Annotated in this window: 12 protein-coding genes and 2 pseudogenes; 5 read left to right on the plus strand and 9 right to left on the minus strand. The window is 35.7% G+C overall.

All coding sequences use genetic code 11. The features are described 5' to 3' along the window. From KA867_RS06885 to allC, 5 genes are all read right to left on the minus strand, one after another. On the minus strand, window positions 1–1,761 hold the full coding sequence (locus tag KA867_RS06885) for an acyl-CoA synthetase FdrA (protein ID WP_210137495.1): 1,761 nt from the start codon (window positions 1,759–1,761) through the stop codon (window positions 1–3). Window positions 1,762–1,776: 15 nt separating this feature from the next. Then, window positions 1,777–2,826, minus strand: a complete 1,050-nt coding sequence (allD, locus tag KA867_RS06890; protein WP_210137496.1) for an ureidoglycolate dehydrogenase — start codon at window positions 2,824–2,826, stop codon at window positions 1,777–1,779. A gap of 156 nt (window positions 2,827–2,982) precedes the next feature. Then, complete coding sequence (gene allD, locus KA867_RS06895) at window positions 2,983–4,014, minus strand: ureidoglycolate dehydrogenase (protein ID WP_210137497.1); 1,032 nt, start codon at window positions 4,012–4,014, stop codon at window positions 2,983–2,985. Window positions 4,015–4,029: 15 nt separating this feature from the next. Continuing rightward, the gene (gene allE / locus KA867_RS06900; RefSeq protein WP_145395533.1) at window positions 4,030–4,818 is read right to left on the minus strand and encodes a (S)-ureidoglycine aminohydrolase; all 789 of its coding nucleotides are present in this window, start codon (window positions 4,816–4,818) and stop codon (window positions 4,030–4,032) included. Window positions 4,819–4,943: 125 nt separating this feature from the next. Beyond that, on the minus strand, window positions 4,944–6,176 hold the full coding sequence (gene allC, locus KA867_RS06905) for an allantoate deiminase (protein ID WP_210137498.1): 1,233 nt from the start codon (window positions 6,174–6,176) through the stop codon (window positions 4,944–4,946). Window positions 6,177–6,350: 174 nt separating this feature from the next. Between allC and KA867_RS06910 the strand changes: the two genes are divergently transcribed. The 3 genes from KA867_RS06910 to KA867_RS06920 all read left to right on the plus strand — a co-directional run bounded on the left by KA867_RS06910 (window position 6,351) and on the right by KA867_RS06920 (window position 9,294). Further along, a complete protein-coding gene (locus tag KA867_RS06910) occupies window positions 6,351–7,193 on the plus strand; it encodes an alpha/beta hydrolase (protein ID WP_210137499.1) in 843 nt (280 codons plus the stop codon). Further along, on the plus strand, window positions 7,193–8,443 hold the full coding sequence (locus tag KA867_RS06915; protein WP_210137500.1) for a M20 family metallo-hydrolase: 1,251 nt from the start codon (window positions 7,193–7,195) through the stop codon (window positions 8,441–8,443). The genes KA867_RS06910 and KA867_RS06915 overlap by 1 nt, the downstream gene beginning before the upstream one ends. A 263-nt stretch (window positions 8,444–8,706) precedes the next feature. Beyond that, window positions 8,707–9,294 (plus strand): histidine phosphatase family protein, encoded by a 588-nt coding sequence (locus tag KA867_RS06920; protein ID WP_210137501.1) that lies wholly within the window; start codon window positions 8,707–8,709, stop codon window positions 9,292–9,294. Window positions 9,295–9,419: 125 nt separating this feature from the next. Here KA867_RS06920 and KA867_RS06925 read toward each other — a convergent pair whose 3' ends face one another. The 4 genes and pseudogenes from KA867_RS06925 to allW all read right to left on the minus strand — a co-directional run bounded on the left by KA867_RS06925 (window position 9,420) and on the right by allW (window position 14,319). Next, on the minus strand, window positions 9,420–10,766 hold the full coding sequence (locus KA867_RS06925; protein ID WP_210137502.1) for an alanine/glycine:cation symporter family protein: 1,347 nt from the start codon (window positions 10,764–10,766) through the stop codon (window positions 9,420–9,422). A gap of 177 nt (window positions 10,767–10,943) precedes the next feature. Continuing rightward, a pseudogene (locus KA867_RS13600) lies at window positions 10,944–11,078 on the minus strand (transposase); the annotation flags it as partial. A gap of 399 nt (window positions 11,079–11,477) precedes the next feature. Further along, window positions 11,478–12,839 carry an allantoinase AllB gene (gene allB / locus KA867_RS06935; RefSeq protein ID WP_245355933.1) on the minus strand — a complete coding sequence of 454 codons (1,362 nt, stop codon included), beginning with the start codon at window positions 12,837–12,839 and terminating at the stop codon, window positions 11,478–11,480. Next, window positions 12,829–14,319 carry an allantoin permease gene (gene allW, locus KA867_RS06940; RefSeq protein ID WP_210137505.1) on the minus strand — a complete coding sequence of 497 codons (1,491 nt, stop codon included), beginning with the start codon at window positions 14,317–14,319 and terminating at the stop codon, window positions 12,829–12,831. Before allW ends, allB begins: the two co-directional genes overlap by 11 nt. A 315-nt stretch (window positions 14,320–14,634) precedes the next feature. On the opposite strand from allW, the pseudogene KA867_RS06945 reads away from it, so the two are divergent. Both KA867_RS06945 and KA867_RS06950 read left to right on the plus strand, forming a co-directional pair. Next, window positions 14,635–16,253 (plus strand): annotated as a pseudogene (locus tag KA867_RS06945) (PucR family transcriptional regulator). Between the two features lie 252 nt (window positions 16,254–16,505). Next, window positions 16,506–17,939 (plus strand): MDR family MFS transporter, encoded by a 1,434-nt coding sequence (locus tag KA867_RS06950; protein WP_210137506.1) that lies wholly within the window; start codon window positions 16,506–16,508, stop codon window positions 17,937–17,939. The last annotated feature ends 376 nt before the right edge of the window (window positions 17,940–18,315 follow it).

An 18,315-nucleotide genomic window follows, 5' to 3' on the forward strand; every position in this document is an offset into this window, starting at 1 on the left:
TTATACCGTCTCTCCTTCATAATTGTTTAAGAATTGTAGTACTTTCATTAATTTTTCATCTCCACCTGCAATTGGGCGCCAGTTGAATTGAACGACTGGTGCATCACTTGCTTGGATTGCTTCAGTAAAGCTCTTCAATCCAATGTTAATCACACTTGGTTTCATATTTATTAAATTCATTATTTTTTCATCGACAGTTAAATCAACCGGTTCTGAATCAAATGATTTCGTTACTAATTTTGGTTGAGCTACATTGCTACCAACTAAGTTAAGTGCAGTACGCACCATTTGATCGTTTGTTTCACAAACAATGGCGCCAGCTTCTGTTAACGTTTTAACTTGGCTATCATATCCCTGGTGGTCATGTTGCGTACCAACAACCGTAGCAAGAACCGCTAATGAACGACCGTTAGCTTTAACTTTTTCTAAAATCGTTTTGATGGTCGGTGCAAGTTCGCTAGCCATGTCATCATGACTACCATAACCTATGACATTATCTAACATGATTACAGCAGTTGACGGATCATCAGAAGAAGTTTCTAACATTTCAATACGTTTGGATGGATCAATCATTGGATGCGGTCTACCTTGTGTATAAATGTCATCGCCCAAGTCGATGATTTCATGGTTTCCACCTTTATATGAGAAACCTTCTGGTGTTACTTCGCCTGAAGCGTCACCTAAAGTATCTTTAACTAACATAGCTGCTTCTGAAGCTAAAGTGCCACCAGAATAATATCCTTTGATACCATCTTGATTGTCAGCAAATTCAATGCCAAGATTATCTTTAAATGTTGGTTTGAATTGTGATGTTTCATTATTAGACAGTTGAACAGATACGCGTGCCGCTTCTTCTAATGTATATGCATGGTAGATATTTTCTTCAGTGTAAGTTGGTTTAGAACCTAAGAATAAGGTAACAACAGGTTTTTCAATATTACGTAGAAGATTTAATACTTTTTCTTCGACTTCTTTAGCCGGTGGTTTAGAAATAACAGTAATGACTTTAACCTTAGGATCTGCATTTAACGCTTTAATACTATCTAACATCGTGATTGCACCAACTTCAGTTGATAGATCACGTCCACCAGTACCGATTGCGTTAGTCACACCTTTGCCTTCACGGTCAATGATTGTTGTCACTTCTTGGATACCTGTACCAGAAGCACCAATAACACCAATGTCACCTTCGTTCACTGTGTTAGTGAAAGCAAGTGGTAAGCTATGGATAATACCTGTACCACAGTCAGGTCCCATCACTAATAATCCTTTTTCATGCGCCATTTGTTTTAAACGCACTTCGTCTGATTTAGCAACGTTATCACTAAACATAAATACGTTTAAATTGTTTTTTAAAGCAGTTTCAGCTTCCATTGCTGCATATTGACCAGGGATTGAAATTAATGCCAAGTTCGGATTGTTTGCTAACTCTAAAGCACGGTTCCAGTTTGAAGCTTCGTCTTGTTTTTTAGACTTGTCACCCTCTTCATCTTTACCTTTGAGTTCTGCATCTACTTGTTCATTAACTTCATCAACTTTTGATTCATCATCTGTATCTACGATGACTACGATATCGTTAGGTTTCGCGTTGTCTAATTCTGCAGTATCAAATCCTGATGATTTGAAAATGTCTTTATTGGCAGGCGTCCCCATCATAATTGATACTTGGTTCACACCATCAATCGCAGATAATTTATTCGATAATAACATTAAGACAATCGAATCTTGGTACGTGTTTTCTTTAATTATTGTGTATAACATACTATTCCTCCGTTATTATTCTGCAAATCTATTTTTTCCGTGATAACGATCAAAGTGTACGTCTTCTGACACTAAGTAATCGTAAATTTCATCAACAATTTCAATGCCTTTTTCATCGTATTTTTCACTACGTAAGCGTCCACGTTCACCTGGATAGAATATTTCTCCATATCCTTCAGCAGCTGGTTGAGCTTTCAATTCATCTAACATCGTTGAAATACGTGATTTAAACTGGTCTAAGTCTGTAAAGAATGCAGGGTTAATGACGATGTGTAATTGTCCAAGATCACGGCCTTTGGTTAAATCTTTGTACATAGATGAAACATGCACACCATGTGGCACACCTAGCAGACTTCCTGACAAGATATCTACCATCATCATCAAACCGTAACCTTTCGGCCCCGCTACTGGAACTAGTGCATGAACATCTCTTGCATTTGTTGTTGGCTCACCGTTAGCATCTACTGCCCATGTATCTGGAATAGATAGATGTTTAGCTCTAGCATCAAGTACTTTACCCCACGCTTGTACTGTTGTAGCCATATCAAATGTAATGATACGCTCATCATTTGACGGTGCACTAAATGCAATTGGATTTGTACCGAAATAAGGCTCTGTACCACCAAAAGGTACAACCATTGGATCAGACTGACACATACTTAAACCAACCATGTTTGCTTTAGATGCCATTTCCACGAAATAACCTAAAGCACCACTATGAGAAATATGTTTCACACCTACAACCGCTACACCATTTTTTTTGGCCATTTCAATTGCTTTTTCCATTGCTTGTTTTGCAGCTTGATGTCCAGGGCCATTATCCCCTTCAAAAACACCTGTCGAAGGACCCGTTTGCTCAAATTGATACTCTGGGTTAGCAGTAATCCCTCCCTTAGCAATACGTTCCGCATAATATTCCACTCTGACTGCACCATGAGAATGAATACCTCGATGGTCTGCAAAAGTCAAAACATCAGCGACATCCTTTGCAGCATCTTCATTTAATCCAGCTTTAACAAGTTTATTTTTCATTAAATCAAACAATTTATTTTTAGAAACGCGCATATTACAACCTCCTTATTACTATTATTGTGTTTTATTTCACTATAAAATGTGTTTTCAAGCAGTAAAAAAAGAAGTTACTAAAGACGCACCATGCTAAATGTCGTAAGTCACCATTTATTACATTAAATTATCTCGTTCACTTCTTTTTATGACTTCCTAAAATATGTCATCAGATATTAAATAATCATAAATTTCTTGAGCAACTGGAATACCACGCTCTGCATATTGTTTTTTAACTTCTTCTTGAATCTCACCTGGGTAATACACTTGATCAAAACCTTTGGCTGGTTTAACACTGTGTAACTCATCTACCATGTCAGAAACTTGTGTTAAAAATTGTGTTTCATCACCAAAATATGCTGGATTAATCACAATATGAAATTGTCCTAATCTACGATATCGACTTAAATTTTCATACATCGAAGTGACATGCTTACCAAATGGCAAACCTAATAAGCTACCTGCTAATATATCTACCATCATCATCAAGCCGTAACCTTTTGGTCCGGCTACAGGTAATAATGCAGCTACTTCAAAAGGATTTGTAGTAGGTTCACCTTGTTTGTCCACTGCCCATGTATCAGGTATTGATTTGTGTTTTGAGCGTGCATCTAATATTTTCCCCCACGCTTGTACCGTTGTTGCCATATCAAACAATATGGGGTCACCATTTTTTCGTGGTGAGGCAAAGGCGATTGGATTCGTACCAAAATAAGGTTCTGTACCACCAAATGGTACGACCATCGGGTCAGATTGGCATACTGTTAATGCAACCATGCCTTGTTTTGCAGCTTGTTCTGCAAAATAGCCAATGGCACCACTATGCCCCATCTCTTGAATACCTACCATGCCGATACCACTGGATTTTGCTAAATTAATCGCTTCTTCCATCGCTTGATATGCAACATAATGGCCAACAGCATTATCGCCGAAATATGTGCCTGCTGAAGGACCAGTCTTCGTAAATTTCAAATCTGGTTCCAAATTAAAACCTTTTTTAGCAATTCGCTCTGCATAATACTGCATTCGAACTGAGCCATGTGAATGAATGCCTCGCTCGTCAGCAAATATCATCAGATCTGCTGTTTTTTCAGCTTGCGCGTCAGGTAAACCTGCGTGTGTTAATTTCTCTTTAAATAATTGGCGTAGTTTACCACGTTCGACGTATATTAATGCTCCCTCTTCCATGACTAACAACCTTCCTTAAATTTCTATATCTCTATTTGCATCCTTGGAATAGATGTAAGCGAATGGTTCGTCTAAACCAACAGCATAAGTTGCTTGTGGTGCATAAGCACCCATAAAGATATAATCACCTTTATCAACTGGTTGCCATTCGTTGTCTAAGTTGTACATGCCACGTCCACTTAATACATAAGCCCCATGTTCTTGAACGTGTGTTTCAATATAACCGTGTGAAGCCCCTGGTTTAAATGACAAGATGTGAATATTCATATCATATGCTAATTCTTTAGGTAGCAAATCAAGAATTTTCACTTCTTCCATGCCTTCATATGGTTCTTGAACCATATCATTAACGTTTCCAGTTACAACTTCTGGCGTATAACCTTCTAAAGGTTGGTAACGTTTTTTATATAAGAACACTCGACTGTCGTTATTTTGATTGCTATTTTCAAATGTCATTACTTGATGAGATGGTACATATAAATAACCACCTGCGCTCAATTCATATTTTTTATCATCTGCATACGCATTGATGTTTCCGTATTCAACATAGATGAATGTCTGAACACCATCTCCACCAAATCCTTGTCTATTACCACCTTGATTTTTCAATGTTACAAGGTAGTCTACAAAGCGTGCACCAAGTCTTGGTGAACCCAGAATCGTTACGTCACAATCTTCAAAACCAGGCACAACGTTATTTACTAACCCATCTGGTGTAATGACTGCATAGTTATCTTTTTTAATTACTGAACGTGTTTCTAATAAACCTTCTCTATATCCTTGATTATGATTAATATAACCCATAAATAAAATGCTCCTTTTCTTTATCTGTATTTAAAGTCTTTTTTGCTTGTCTCTATAAAAAGTTTGTTGAACCATGTTTATTTGTATAGCTCAATGATGTTGTTCTAGTTGTTTATGACCAAATATTATTCTTTATAAGCAAGTTTATATAACACTTGTTTTAACACTTCGATACCTTTAACTAAATCTTCTAAATTTGTCTCTTCTTCAACGTTGTGACTCACACCGTTAATGGATGGTACAAACAACATTGATGTCGGCACATATTTAGCGAAAATTTGAGAATCGTGACCTGCACCAGAAGGCATTAATTTCCACTCTGATTCACCCACTACCGTTTCAGCAGCATTTTGAACTTCTTTAACCAAGCGCTCATCCATCAATGTCGGTGCTTCGTCCATCCATAAATCGATGTCACATTGCACGCCTTCTTCTTCAGATACACGTTTAATACATGCATCAATTTCTTCTGCGAATTGATTTAACTCATCTTGATTAATATGACGGCAATCAATAGAGAACGTAACTTCTCCAGGAACCACATTAACTGTATTCGGCACTGGGTCTACGCGACCAAATGTAATGACTAGTGGATCCCCTATTTCTCGCGCACGCTCTGTTAATTGGTTAGCAATTTTGCTGAATGCTACAACTGCGTCATTTCTCAAGCCCATCGGTGTCGTACCTGCATGGTTTGCTTCACCTTTTAAGTTGATCGTATAACGTTTTTGACCAACGATACCGTTAACGACACCAATTGATTTATTTTCAGTTTCTAATACTTTACCCTGTTCAATATGCACTTCGATAAATGATTTTATGTAGCTATAATCATTATCGGCTGTTCGATAATCAAAACCACATTCACGCATTGCTTCTTTAAAAGCAACACCTTCACCATCAGCAATTGAATCAACATCAGCTTTATCGGCTAAGTTGAAGAAGTTTTTGCTTCCCCAGAAAGCAAATGGGAAACGACTACCTTCCTCTTCCGCTAAAGCTAAAATTTCTAATGAACGTAATGGTTGACCATATTCAGCTTTAAGTGACTGCATCGCAACAACAGCAGCTAATACACCAAATTGACCATCTAAATGACCACCTTCAACAACTGTGTCAATGTGAGAGCCGGACATAATTGTTTCTTCAGGGTATTTACTCCCTTCAATACGTCCTTTCAAGTTGCCGATGCTATCGAATTCTGTTTCAAATCCATCTTTTTCTAATGTTTCTTTCAATGCTTGAACAGCATTTGACCATTCTTTAGAATAAAGCAGACGCGTGATGCCCCCACCAGTCAAACCGCCAAACGCAGTGAATTTTTTATCTAGAGCCTCAAAAGAAGATCGGATGTCCATGTAATTCAACTCCTTTTTCATTTCACATACAATTATAAGCGTTTACATATGACTTATCATTCACAATTCTAACAATAATGTTTTTTACTTTTATTCGATTTATACAAATACTTGGTGTTTTTTATTTGAGATACTATATTTAGCAAAATATATCTAATAGGAGGCTAGGTCATTTTGACTCAACAAAAAGCTACTTGTCTATCAAAGGATGGATTTCCATTACCTTATTCAATGATAAAAGCTAAAAACCAAAATCCTAAAGGCATTATTATGTATTTTCATGGGGGTGGACTCATTTTTGGACAACCAAACGATTTACCACAAGCGTATATAGATATTTTATCGGAATCATATCACTTAATAATGGTTTCCTACCGACTTGCCCCAGAAAGTCATATTGATACGATTATTGATGATGCACTGAGTAACTACGATCATTTAAAGTCGCTTTATCCTTCGTTACCATTGATTACTTTCGGACGTTCAGCCGGTGCATTTTTAGCATTGCTTGTTGCACGTCATCGTAAAGTTGATAGTATCATTGATTTCTATGGTTACTCTCGTGTACATGTGCCTGCCTTTTTGAAACCAAACAAGCAATATCAAACACTATCTGCACAAATTACACCGAAGATATTAAATCAATTGATTCAATCTAAACCATTAACATCTGCGCCGTTGCAAACAAGATATCCAATTTACTTATATGCGCGTGGTCAAGCACGTTGGATGCCCTATTTAGGGATTCAATCATCTACACAAAGCACTTATAATATCACACCACAAGAATTGAAAAATTTCCCTCCTATATTCATTGTACACTGTACAGGAGACCCTGATGTACCTTATAGTGAAAGTGAATATATAGATAGATTAATTGAAACGAGTCACTTTGAACGTTTAGACCTAGACAGTCATGATTTTGATCGTGAAGTTAACGCAACGAGTAAAGCAGTATATGAACGAGTTATTCAATTTTTGAATCAAATTAAACTGGACATCAAAGGGGATCAATGATGAACTTACAAAATGTAATAGAAAATTTTCAAACGTTTAATAATTTTGCCCGAAATCCTAAGAATGGCGGTATTAACCGCATTGCTTTTAGTCATCCAGAACGTGTCGCGGCTTTAAAATTTTCAATGTTATGTCAAAAGGCAGGTCTAGATGTTTACTTTGATTTCTTTGGTAACGTTATCGCACGAAGAGAGGGAAAACAGCCTTCTTTAAAGCCAATTGTGTTGGGGTCACATATCGATACAGTAAAAGATGGTGGTCAATATGATGGTCTTTTAGGTGTGCTTGGCGCACTGGAAGTTGTCGAACATTTAAACGCACATCACATAGAAACAGATCATCCAATTATTATTATTGCTTTTGCTTGTGAAGAATCTACACGTTTTAACGAAGCAACTTTAGGTAGTAAATATCTTACTGGCAAAATGACAAAAGATGATATGAAATTCATCAAAGATAATGATGGCAACATACTTTATGATATCGTTGCACCTTTAGCACAAGATATGAACGGTAAAGCAGCATTATTTGAAAGAAACAAAATCAAAGCATTTTTAGAGTTACATATTGAACAAGGACCAATTCTTGAAAATAATCAAAAGGATATTGGCATCGTCACAGACATTGCTGCACCACACCGCTTCAAATTACAATTAAACGGCGTTACAAGTCACTCCGGATCAACACCTATGCCGATGCGCACAGACGCATTGACTACTGCTGCTGAAGTCATTTTGAAAATCGAAGCCTTAGGTCAGTCTTACCATGATAAGGGGATAGTAACAACTGTAGGTTATGCCAATGTTTATCCTAATACAATGAATGCAATACCTGGTGAGGTCACACTACTCATCGATATTCGAGGTAAAGATGAAGCTATTCGTGAAAAAGTAGTCGAAGAGATAAAAGTACACATCGAAACCATTACAACAAATCGTCAAACAGATTATGTATTAGAAGATTTAGGTCAGGATCAACCACGTAAATTCAACCAAACAATTGCTAAGATTTCTGAACACAGTTGTAAGACACTAGCATACCAATATCGCTACATGTATAGTGGTGCTGGCCATGATGCTATGAACTTCGCACCCATTTGCCCTACGAGTATGATTTTTATCCCGTGTAAAAATGGCATTAGTCACTCCCCAAAAGAATCTGTAACTGATAGCCAAATCGAAAAAGGGATAAATGTGATGATAGCAACGACGATTGAATTAGCAAAAGTTGACACAGTATTAGACACATAATACACATTGGCTTTTGACCAATCAATCGCTATATAAAGTCGAAACTTTTAGCGTAGTCACATCAATCATGATCATTTCATAAACACATAATTTTTTGAATCTAACACTCAATGATATGCGTTTTATCATTTAAAATAAGCTTGTGTGACTGTCATCTATAAATAGATGACATTTCAAATTATGCAATACCATATGAATGGAAAATTATTAGCGTTATAATAGGGATGTTACTGAAAACACATCACTGTAAAGGTTGATATATAATGACAAAAATATGCTTTATTAGACATGGCGAAACAGACTGGAATATTGCTGGTAAATTACAAGGTAGAACAGACATCCCACTGAATGAGTCTGGCATAAAACAAGCACAAGCTTGTGGCGTTTCATTACCTCAAAATGAATGGGATCTTATTATTACAAGCCCTTTATTAAGAGCTAAAGAAACTGGAAAAATCATTCAACAAAAATTAAACATACCACTTCACGAAATGACGTCGTTTATTGAAGTTGCATTTGGAGATGCAGAAGGTCTTACGTATTACGAACGAGATGTGCGTTTTCCTAATCGCGATTATCCAAACAAAGAAACTGAAGCAATGGTTACTGAACGTTTTTTAAAGGGGATTCGTACTGTACATCAAAATTACACAAATAAAAATATTTTGATTGTCTCTCATGGTGCCTTTATTAATGCTATATTTCACTATTTTTCTAATGGGACAGTCGGCACAGGTGTTACTAAACTTTCTAATGGTAGTTTCAGCACATTAGAAATTAACAACAACCACACGCACATCCTAGACTATAATACGACACATCACTTACCAGCGCAGAACCCGAAATCATAACTATTTATTAACAATTAAAAGTACCATAACGCTCATCCATGATGCATCATACTAAAGGTTAAACTCAATATTTTCCTTTTAGTAATGACAGGTATGAGGTTTGGTACTTTTTATATTCACTAATTTTATTTATAATTTTTAAAGAAATCTGTAGTTAACGACTTCACTTTTGGTGATAACATTATCACTGCGATAACGTTTGGAATCAATACAGCAGCAAGTGCCAAATCAAGCAAGTCCCACAATTGTTGTGCAGCACCTAACGCACCCACTATCATTGAAAGCACATAAATTGTTTTCATCACCCAACCTGCCGTAAGTCCAAATAAAAACTCTGCCATTCTTGATCCGTAAAAAATAACTACCACAACTGTCGAAAATACGAAAAACATCATTGAAACAGAGACCATCATACTTCCAAATTGGCCAAAAGAATTTTCAAACGCTCTGGCTGTTAGCGCTGCAGATTGCGCTTTCGCATCACTCGCTTTCCAAACACCTGAAACTAAGACCACAAAACCAGTTGTGCTACAAATAATCAACGTATCTACTACGATTTCACTGATACCCCAGAATGCTTGGCGAACTGGATGATCCGTTTTTGCGGCCGCGTGCGCGATGGATGATGTACCGAGACCAGCTTCATTAGAATAAATCCCTCTGGCAAAGCCCCAACGAATTGTGGTAGCTAACGCTGCACCAAATGTACCTCCAACAGCTGCCGTAGGATTAAATGCTTGTTCTACCACTAACCAAATAACATTAGGCACATGTACAATATTCATCAAAATGATTAAAAAACCAAAAAAACAGTAAAGACCAACCATGATTGGCACAATTTTTTCAGCAAACGATGCGATACGCTTCACACCACCAAAAACGACGAGCGCAGCAAGAAATGCTAATATAACGCCAGAAACTGCCATAGGTACATTAAACGTATCTTTCATAGTGCTCGCTGCAGAATGACCTTGAACCATAATACTTGGAATAATTTCAATCATCAATGCAAAGGCAAATATCAAAGAAAAAATTGTACCTAACTTCTTATTTTTAAAACCTTTTTTCATGTAATAAGTCGGTCCGCCCACAAACTCACCTTTTTTATTTTTCTCACGATAGTGGACACCTAAGACATTCTCACTAAATTTTAAAGCCATGCCTAAAAAAGCAATAACCATCATCCAAAATACCGCACCCGGTCCACCCATCATAATCGCTGTAGGCACCCCAACAATATTAGCTGCACCTACAGTTGAAGATAGCGCAGAAGTCAAAGCCTGACGAGGTGTGATTGTCCCTTCCCCTTTAGGTTTTTTATTAACACTTCCAAATGTTTGCTTGAGCATATAGAAAAAATGACGAAATTGAATAAAATTTAAATAGACAGTCAAAAATACACTTGCAAACAAAAGTAGAAGTACAAGTGGATACCCCCATAACCAATCCGAAAAAGAAATTAATTTTTCCAAATATTACAACCCCTTTGTTTTTAAAGCATCTCACCATTTTTTGTGATAAAAATGAGCTATGTAGACACTATATAAATGTAATATGTAATATTATTCCCTAGAGTTGCTCACTCAAACCGAGTTTAGAGCTTATGAAAACAAAAAACTAATCTTAAATCTTCAGCTATATCCTAAATATCATTGATATGCTACATTTGTTTCTATTTCTTTAATCGTTTGGCTCATTGATTTGATAACAAACAGTCTTTGAATAAGCAATATTATCACTAAAACAATTGAATCTATGAATGGTCTACCATTATCAAGCCAATATTTGTCTTCGACAAGTTCTTATATAAAATTTAAATCTAATATCGCATCAAATTTATGCAATAAATGATTATTAGGGACTAATTCAGAGATAGAAATCATTTCATATTGATCTTTTTTATTAATTGATTTATTCAACCTCATAAACACCACTACTGTTTAATTTATATATATTTTCAGTTTAATATTGGCAGTGATTTATGCCGACTCCTGCGGGAAGCGCACTAGCCGAAGACTACTGGCTAAGGCAGTGCCCGCGGAAAGCGTGCATAAAAAAACTGCCAACAAAGTCGGAGACTCTGTCGACAGTCTAGACTAATCCAGTTAATAAATGGATTGGTCCTTTTTGTTCTTGCTTTTTATGTTCCAATGTTTTTACTTCAATCTTTTTTCAAGAAATTTTTAGATAAAACGTCCAATACGTTTATCTGAAATACCTGCTTCATCACTATAGATTTCTTGCCCTCTTAAAATTGTACGTGTTACTTGAGCACCAATTTCACGTCCAATATATGGACTCATTTTGTTACGATAAGCTAAATCTTCTGCTTGTAATGTATACGGTGCGTCAGGTTTAATAAATACGAAGTCAGCATCTTTACCAATTGCAATACTGCCTTTTGCATCTAAGCCAAAACGTTTAGCAGGTGCTGTCGCAATAATGTCAGCGAATTTTGTTAATGGCATTTGACGTTTTTGAACACCTTCGTCGAATAAAATATCTACGTTGTTTTGTAATCCAGCAATACCACCCCATGCTTCAAATGCATTGTCAGTATCTTTTAAGTCTGGCGTACAAGGTGAATGGTCAGATGTTACAAAACTAATATCACCGTTTAATACACGATCCCACATTCCTTCTAAACGAGATTGTTCACGGATTGGTGGAGAACATTTAACAACTGGTCCAATGTCATCTAATTCTTCTTTGTAGAAGTATAAATAGTGTGTACATGTCTCACAAGTAATGTCTACACCTTCTTGTTGTGCTTTAATGACTTCATCAACGCCTTCTTCACAAGCAACGTGTACGATGTGTACACGGCAACCTGTTTCTTTAGCAAATAAAATAATTTTGCGAATTGGTTCAACTTCTGTAAATACTGGACGACTATCCACGTAAGCACTTAATGTCGTTTCACCATTTTCTTTTGCGATTTCTCCTAATCGGTCAGTGATTGTCGCATTTTCAGAATGGATTGATAAAATTTTACCAGTCTTAGCAATTTGCTTCATGCCTTCATATAATGAATAATCGTCAACATTTTCAAAGTCTCCTTCGATAGAACGATCACCACAAGTAGCTAAGAAAGCTTTATAAGCCACAACACCCGCTTCATCTAATTCTTGGATACCACCGTTTAAGTTATATGGTACTAAACCACCATAACTTGCGACATCTACTGATAATTCATCTTTCCCAGCGTCAAATTTAGCTTGGATAGACGCTTTGTCAGTTGTAGCTGGAACTTGGTTTAATGGCATTTCTACAAATGAAGTTACGCCACCTTTAGCAGCAGCATTTGTTCCTGTAACATAACCTTCCCAACCGTCACGATAGCCACCACCTGGCTCAGTAATATGCACATGTGCATCCACCATTCCAGGTGAAACAATTTGATTTTGTGCGTCAATGACTTGCTCAGCTTCTCCCAATGCTTGACCAATTGCGGCAATTTTGCCGTTTTTAACACCAACTTCAACTTGTTGCTCCCCGTCTTCTAAAATGACTAAACCATTCTTAATAATCAAATCATACTTCATTATAATCTGCTCCTCCTTTTTTTCTTCTTTCTGCATGGAATACATAATGTAAAATTAAGTAAACACCACCGGCAATGACAAAGCCTATAAACCAAGAAAAGTCTGATATCACTGTGAATGCTGGTAAAAATCCTAATAGTGAAACGATAACACCAGCAATCGTTCCGACGTATGCAGAAATATTAATACGTGGTATTTTGTGCTCTTTATCTTTCAAATCAAAATACAACTTATCTATATCAATGTGACATTTAGACACAATATAGAAATGAACAATCATTACACCTGCTACCGGACCAAGAATAGCACCTATCGCGTTTAAGAATAAGAAAATGCTATCTTCCTCTTCCATCATCTTCCACGGCATTATGACTATACTCAATACCGAGGCAATAATCACGCCACGACGGTAATTAATCCATTTTGGTAAAAGTGCAGTGAGTTGGTACGCTGCTGGAATGATATTACTTGTCGCATTTGTCGAAATCGTCGTCATCAATAACACGCCAGTAGATATCAGAATCGCCCAGAAGTTGCTCCACTCATTAATAATTGTTAAGATGTTCCATTCTTGATGACCGAGATAAATTGAACCACCAATAATGATAAACACACTCGCAATCGCGAATAAAATGTGCGCAACCACGATACCTGAAATTTGACCAACTACTTGTGTCTTAGTAGATTTTGCGTTTTGTGTAAAATCAGAGACACTCGCACCAGGACCAGCCCACACGCCTAAAAGCGAGTTGATAATTAAAATAAAGGATAAAATCGCTGGGTAAATGATACCGCTAGATTTTGTAGAAATTTCATAATCTAAAATATTTCCAACGCCACCAGCAGCCATAACGCCCCAGATAGCCATACCACCAAAAACAATATAAATAAGTGGATTTAATATAGCTGTGAATTTATTTAAAATATCGCCACCACCAAATCCAATCGCAAAACTAATAGCCCAAAATATTAAAAATGCAATGAGACCTGGAACAGAAATACCAAGTATCGATATGCCTTGTCCAATATCCGCAAAACCAGGGAATATTTTATTTAATAATATTAATAGTGCTTGTGACCCCGCAAATGTTTGCAGACCAAACCAAGCGATACCTGCGACAACACCACGTAGGATACCGGGTAACTTCGCGCCTACATCACCATATGTATGACGTAAATGCATAGCAAATGGAATACCGTATTTAGAACCAGCATAACCATTACTTACCAATAATAAAGCGATTACAAAAGAACTTAATATTAATGCAAATATTACTTGTAATGGCGATAGACCTATTAATAAGAATCCCCCAACTGCAGTATAGTTAGGTATATTATGTACAGCACCCATCCATAGTGTAAAAAAGTTAAATGCGGAGTTATTTCTTTGTGTCGGTGTCTTTGGCATTATGTCTTTATTATAACCGCGCTTTTCGAAAACCGCCTGTGATAATGCCACATTGTTCTGCTGTCTTCCCATTCTATTGATATCTCCTTTACTTTAATAAGCTAATAACTAAATGTATAATCTTCAGTTATAAGTGTAGTACGAGTGTAAGCGTTTTTCTTTGTTATTAATGACATTTCTATACAATAAAATTATAGGAATCGGACAAAATAGGTGTATAATTAATGATATACACTAAATTTTTTGAGCATTTTGAACAATCGTTATCACAAATTGACAAAAATGTTACTTTTTAAGATACATACAGACAAATAGAATTTATTATTATATATTTTTTTGCATTTTCATAACGAGTGATTGTGTAAATTAGAAGCGGAGGACATAATTATGACTACTCTAAACGAAATTTTATCCGTTCCCCAATTTAAAGGCTTAAAATTGTTAAATAGCAACGGAGATTTATCAGCAGAAGTAACGAATTTGGATATTACTGAGAACAATGATATTAAGCACTTCACTTCAAATAATTCATTTATCTTAACAACTGGTGTCTTATTTCAAGATAATCAAGATAACTTGAAAAAGTTAATTAAAGATTTGAATGATATACACACTGCTGGACTTGGCATCAAAGTTTCAAGATTTTTGCATGAAATCAATCAAGATGTCATTGATTTTGCGGATGCTATCGAATTTCCATTAATTGAGATACCAGAAAGTTGGAATCTAGGTGAAATTACACATGAGATTTCTTCATTTATTTCAGATTCTGAAACAGGAAAGCTAAATTATGCATTACAAGTACAACAAGAATTAAATCAATTATTAATCAAAGGTTTCAGTATTGATACAATGATTGATCGCATGAGCAAATTACTAGGCGTACCGATCATACTATTTGACCCATTCAAAGCACCTGAAGCATACAGTCGTCATTATAGACAAGGTAATGCCCTAATGACTGAACATACCAAATATTTCATGAACCATTATCAAGATGCGCTAACATATGATAAAAATAACCTCGTCTTTGAGAATAAAGATCATGTAATCTTCAAAGTATTAGGCTACACATACTTCCCTTACTATTTAATGGTTTCTCAAGTTAATAAGCTTTCCTATCCATTTAGTTTATTAACACTCGAACAAGTGGTCAGTGTGTTGAGTTTCGCCTTATACAAAAACACTAAAATACAAGAGGCCGAAGAAAATGATATTAATCGATTTTTCGAATCATTGGTCAATAATCAAAACGATCAAACTCTTTCGATTAAAAAGCATGCTGATTTATTAAGACAATATTATATTTATCCTTCTGACTATTATCAAATTATCATTTGCGGTATTGATACTAAAAATAATTTAGAAAATAGTTATTACCTAAATGAACGGCACCATCTCACATTCCTTTGGTTAAAGCATAAATTAACAGATATTGATTCTTATATTAGCGTTTATAAATTGCCTAGTAACGATCGTTTTGCGATACTCATACAAAATCGTCACGAATATTATTTTGAATATCTTAAAAAAATACAGCAAAGTTATAGCGAGTACTTTGATGATACGATTTCATTTGGCATTGGCAATGAAGTAACAGAATTTACACAGTTACCATCTTCCTTTTTTGAAGCAAATGAAGCCTTTGAAAATGAATTATTAAATAACGCAAAAGCATTTATCTCACAATATCATTCCAAAGATATCCAAGAGTTATTACAACTTATACCTCAAGAAAAGTTATTACCTTTCGTTAAACATACTTTGGGCCCACTGAGTTATCCAAAACAAAAAAAGATTTGGAATTAAAGCAAACTTTAAAAGTGTACATGGATAATCAATGCGATATAACTAAAACGGCAGATAAAATATTTATACACAGAAATACAGTGAAATATAGAATCAATAAATGTAGTAATATGATTGGCACAAATATTGAAGACCCTGTTCATTCATTAAATATACGTATCGCTTTATATGTATCTGAAATGATTAGTTTCGATTAGGTGCTCAATCTATTTCAAAAAGCTACGCTGTTTGCACACCCATGCAAGCAGCGTAGCTTTTTCATTAATTAAACATCACTGACCTGTGCCACTTTTAGAACAATGTATTCCGACCCAGATCATCTATTCATTAATTTTTTCTAGAAATCCTTTGTAAAAAATATTAATTTTTTAAACCGAATGGTTTGCTTTGCTAACTTAAAATAATTAAAATTTATCGATGGGATGTTATAAAAAGGAGATGCGTTTATAATGTCGGAGAATGTTATATCAAATAAAAAAAGAAATACAATTATATTAGTTATGCTAAGTAGTGCTTTTGTAGCGATGCTAAATCAAACATTGCTTAATACCGCACTACCAGCAATTATTACGGGATTAGAAATAACTGATACAACTGCTCAATGGTTAATTACAGGTTTTATGTTAGTGAATGGCATCATGATTCCACTAACAGCCTTTCTCATGGATCGATTTCATACAAGACCACTCTATATTTTTTCTATGAGTGCGTTCCTCATTGGTTCGATCATTGCAGCACTTTCGCCTACATTTGGCTTACTCATGTTTGCACGTGTGATTCAAGCTATTGGCGCAGGTATACTCTTACCGCTTATGCAATTCACTGTTTTCACACTGTTCCCTTCTGAGAAACGTGGATTTGCAATGGGCCTTACCGGTATAGTAGCACAATCAGCACCAGCAATCGGACCAACCTTAACTGGGTTTTTAATTGATACATTTAGCTGGCGAGCACCATTTATTGTGGTAGCTTTTATTGCGATTATTGCATTTATTGTAGGTGCGATATTTGTAGAAAGTAATAACGAAACCAAACATACACAATTAGACAAAACCTCTGTTATATATTCAACATTAGGCTTTGGTTTAATGCTTTACGGCTTTAGTAGCGCAGGCAACTTAGGTTTCACATCACCAATCGTTATTATTTCACTTATTGTGGGAATCTTAATTGTTACCATTTTCGTAACAAGACAAATTAGAATCGATAATCCGCTATTAAATATGCGCGTATTTACAAATCGTACATTTTCACTATCTGCATTTGCATCTATGGTATTATTTATCGGAATTGTAGGCCCAGCATTATTGATTCCAATTTATGTCCAATCAGGCTTAGGTCTATCTGCAATTCTGTCAGGTCTTGTTATCTTACCAGGTGCAGTAGTCAACGCATTCATGTCCGTCTATACAGGGAAAATATATGACAAATATGGCTTGAAAATATTGGCGATTCCTGGATTTGTACTGTTAATTTTTATGACAATACTCCATTGTTTCTTAACGTCAGAGACACCTTATTGGTATATTGTCGTCATTTACGCAATAAGAATGTTTGCTGTAGCATTGATTATAATGCCACTGAATACAATTGGTATTAACGCATTAGAAAGCAAAAATATTTCACATGGTACTGCGATTATCAATTCTTTAAGAATTATTGCAGGTGCGATTGGTACTGCCATTATGATTACAATTATGGCAATTGTTCGTACAAACTATGTTCCAAGTGAAAATCAGTCCAAAACAGACATTGCACAACATGCGACCGTCCAAGGTGTTGACGCAGCATTTGCATTCACGACGCTTTTATTAATTATTGGTTTTATATTAACACTACTGATAAAAACAAAAAACAAAGCGGAAAATACGCGTGAAGTATAATTTTAAATCTATTTAAGTGAAAGTAGCAATGCTTCAACCACTCGAACGGTGAAAAAAACATACTAAGATTAGCTATGAAGAAATCTATGACGATAGATTTCTTCATAGCTATTTTATTATTCAATATTTCGTATTGTTGGCTCAATTTCTTAAGGGACAGCTTAAGCCTGTAGTCTTCAGCTTGTCCTGTTCCCTCAAGAGTCTCGCCAAAATACAACATATTCATATGTAATTTCACATTGAAGTACTTTAAAAACAAGGCTCTATTTCAACCTAAAATGATGTTAAAAACCATTCTACATACACCCAAAATTAATTTTTATGTTGCTGTTTGTGGCTATTACCATTCTTTTATAAGCTTAGCTTCAAATGATGT

The sequence above is a fragment of the Staphylococcus sp. GDH8C109P genome (genome assembly GCF_017893405.1).
GTDB classification, from domain to species: Bacteria; Bacillota; Bacilli; order Staphylococcales; family Staphylococcaceae; genus Staphylococcus; species Staphylococcus cohnii.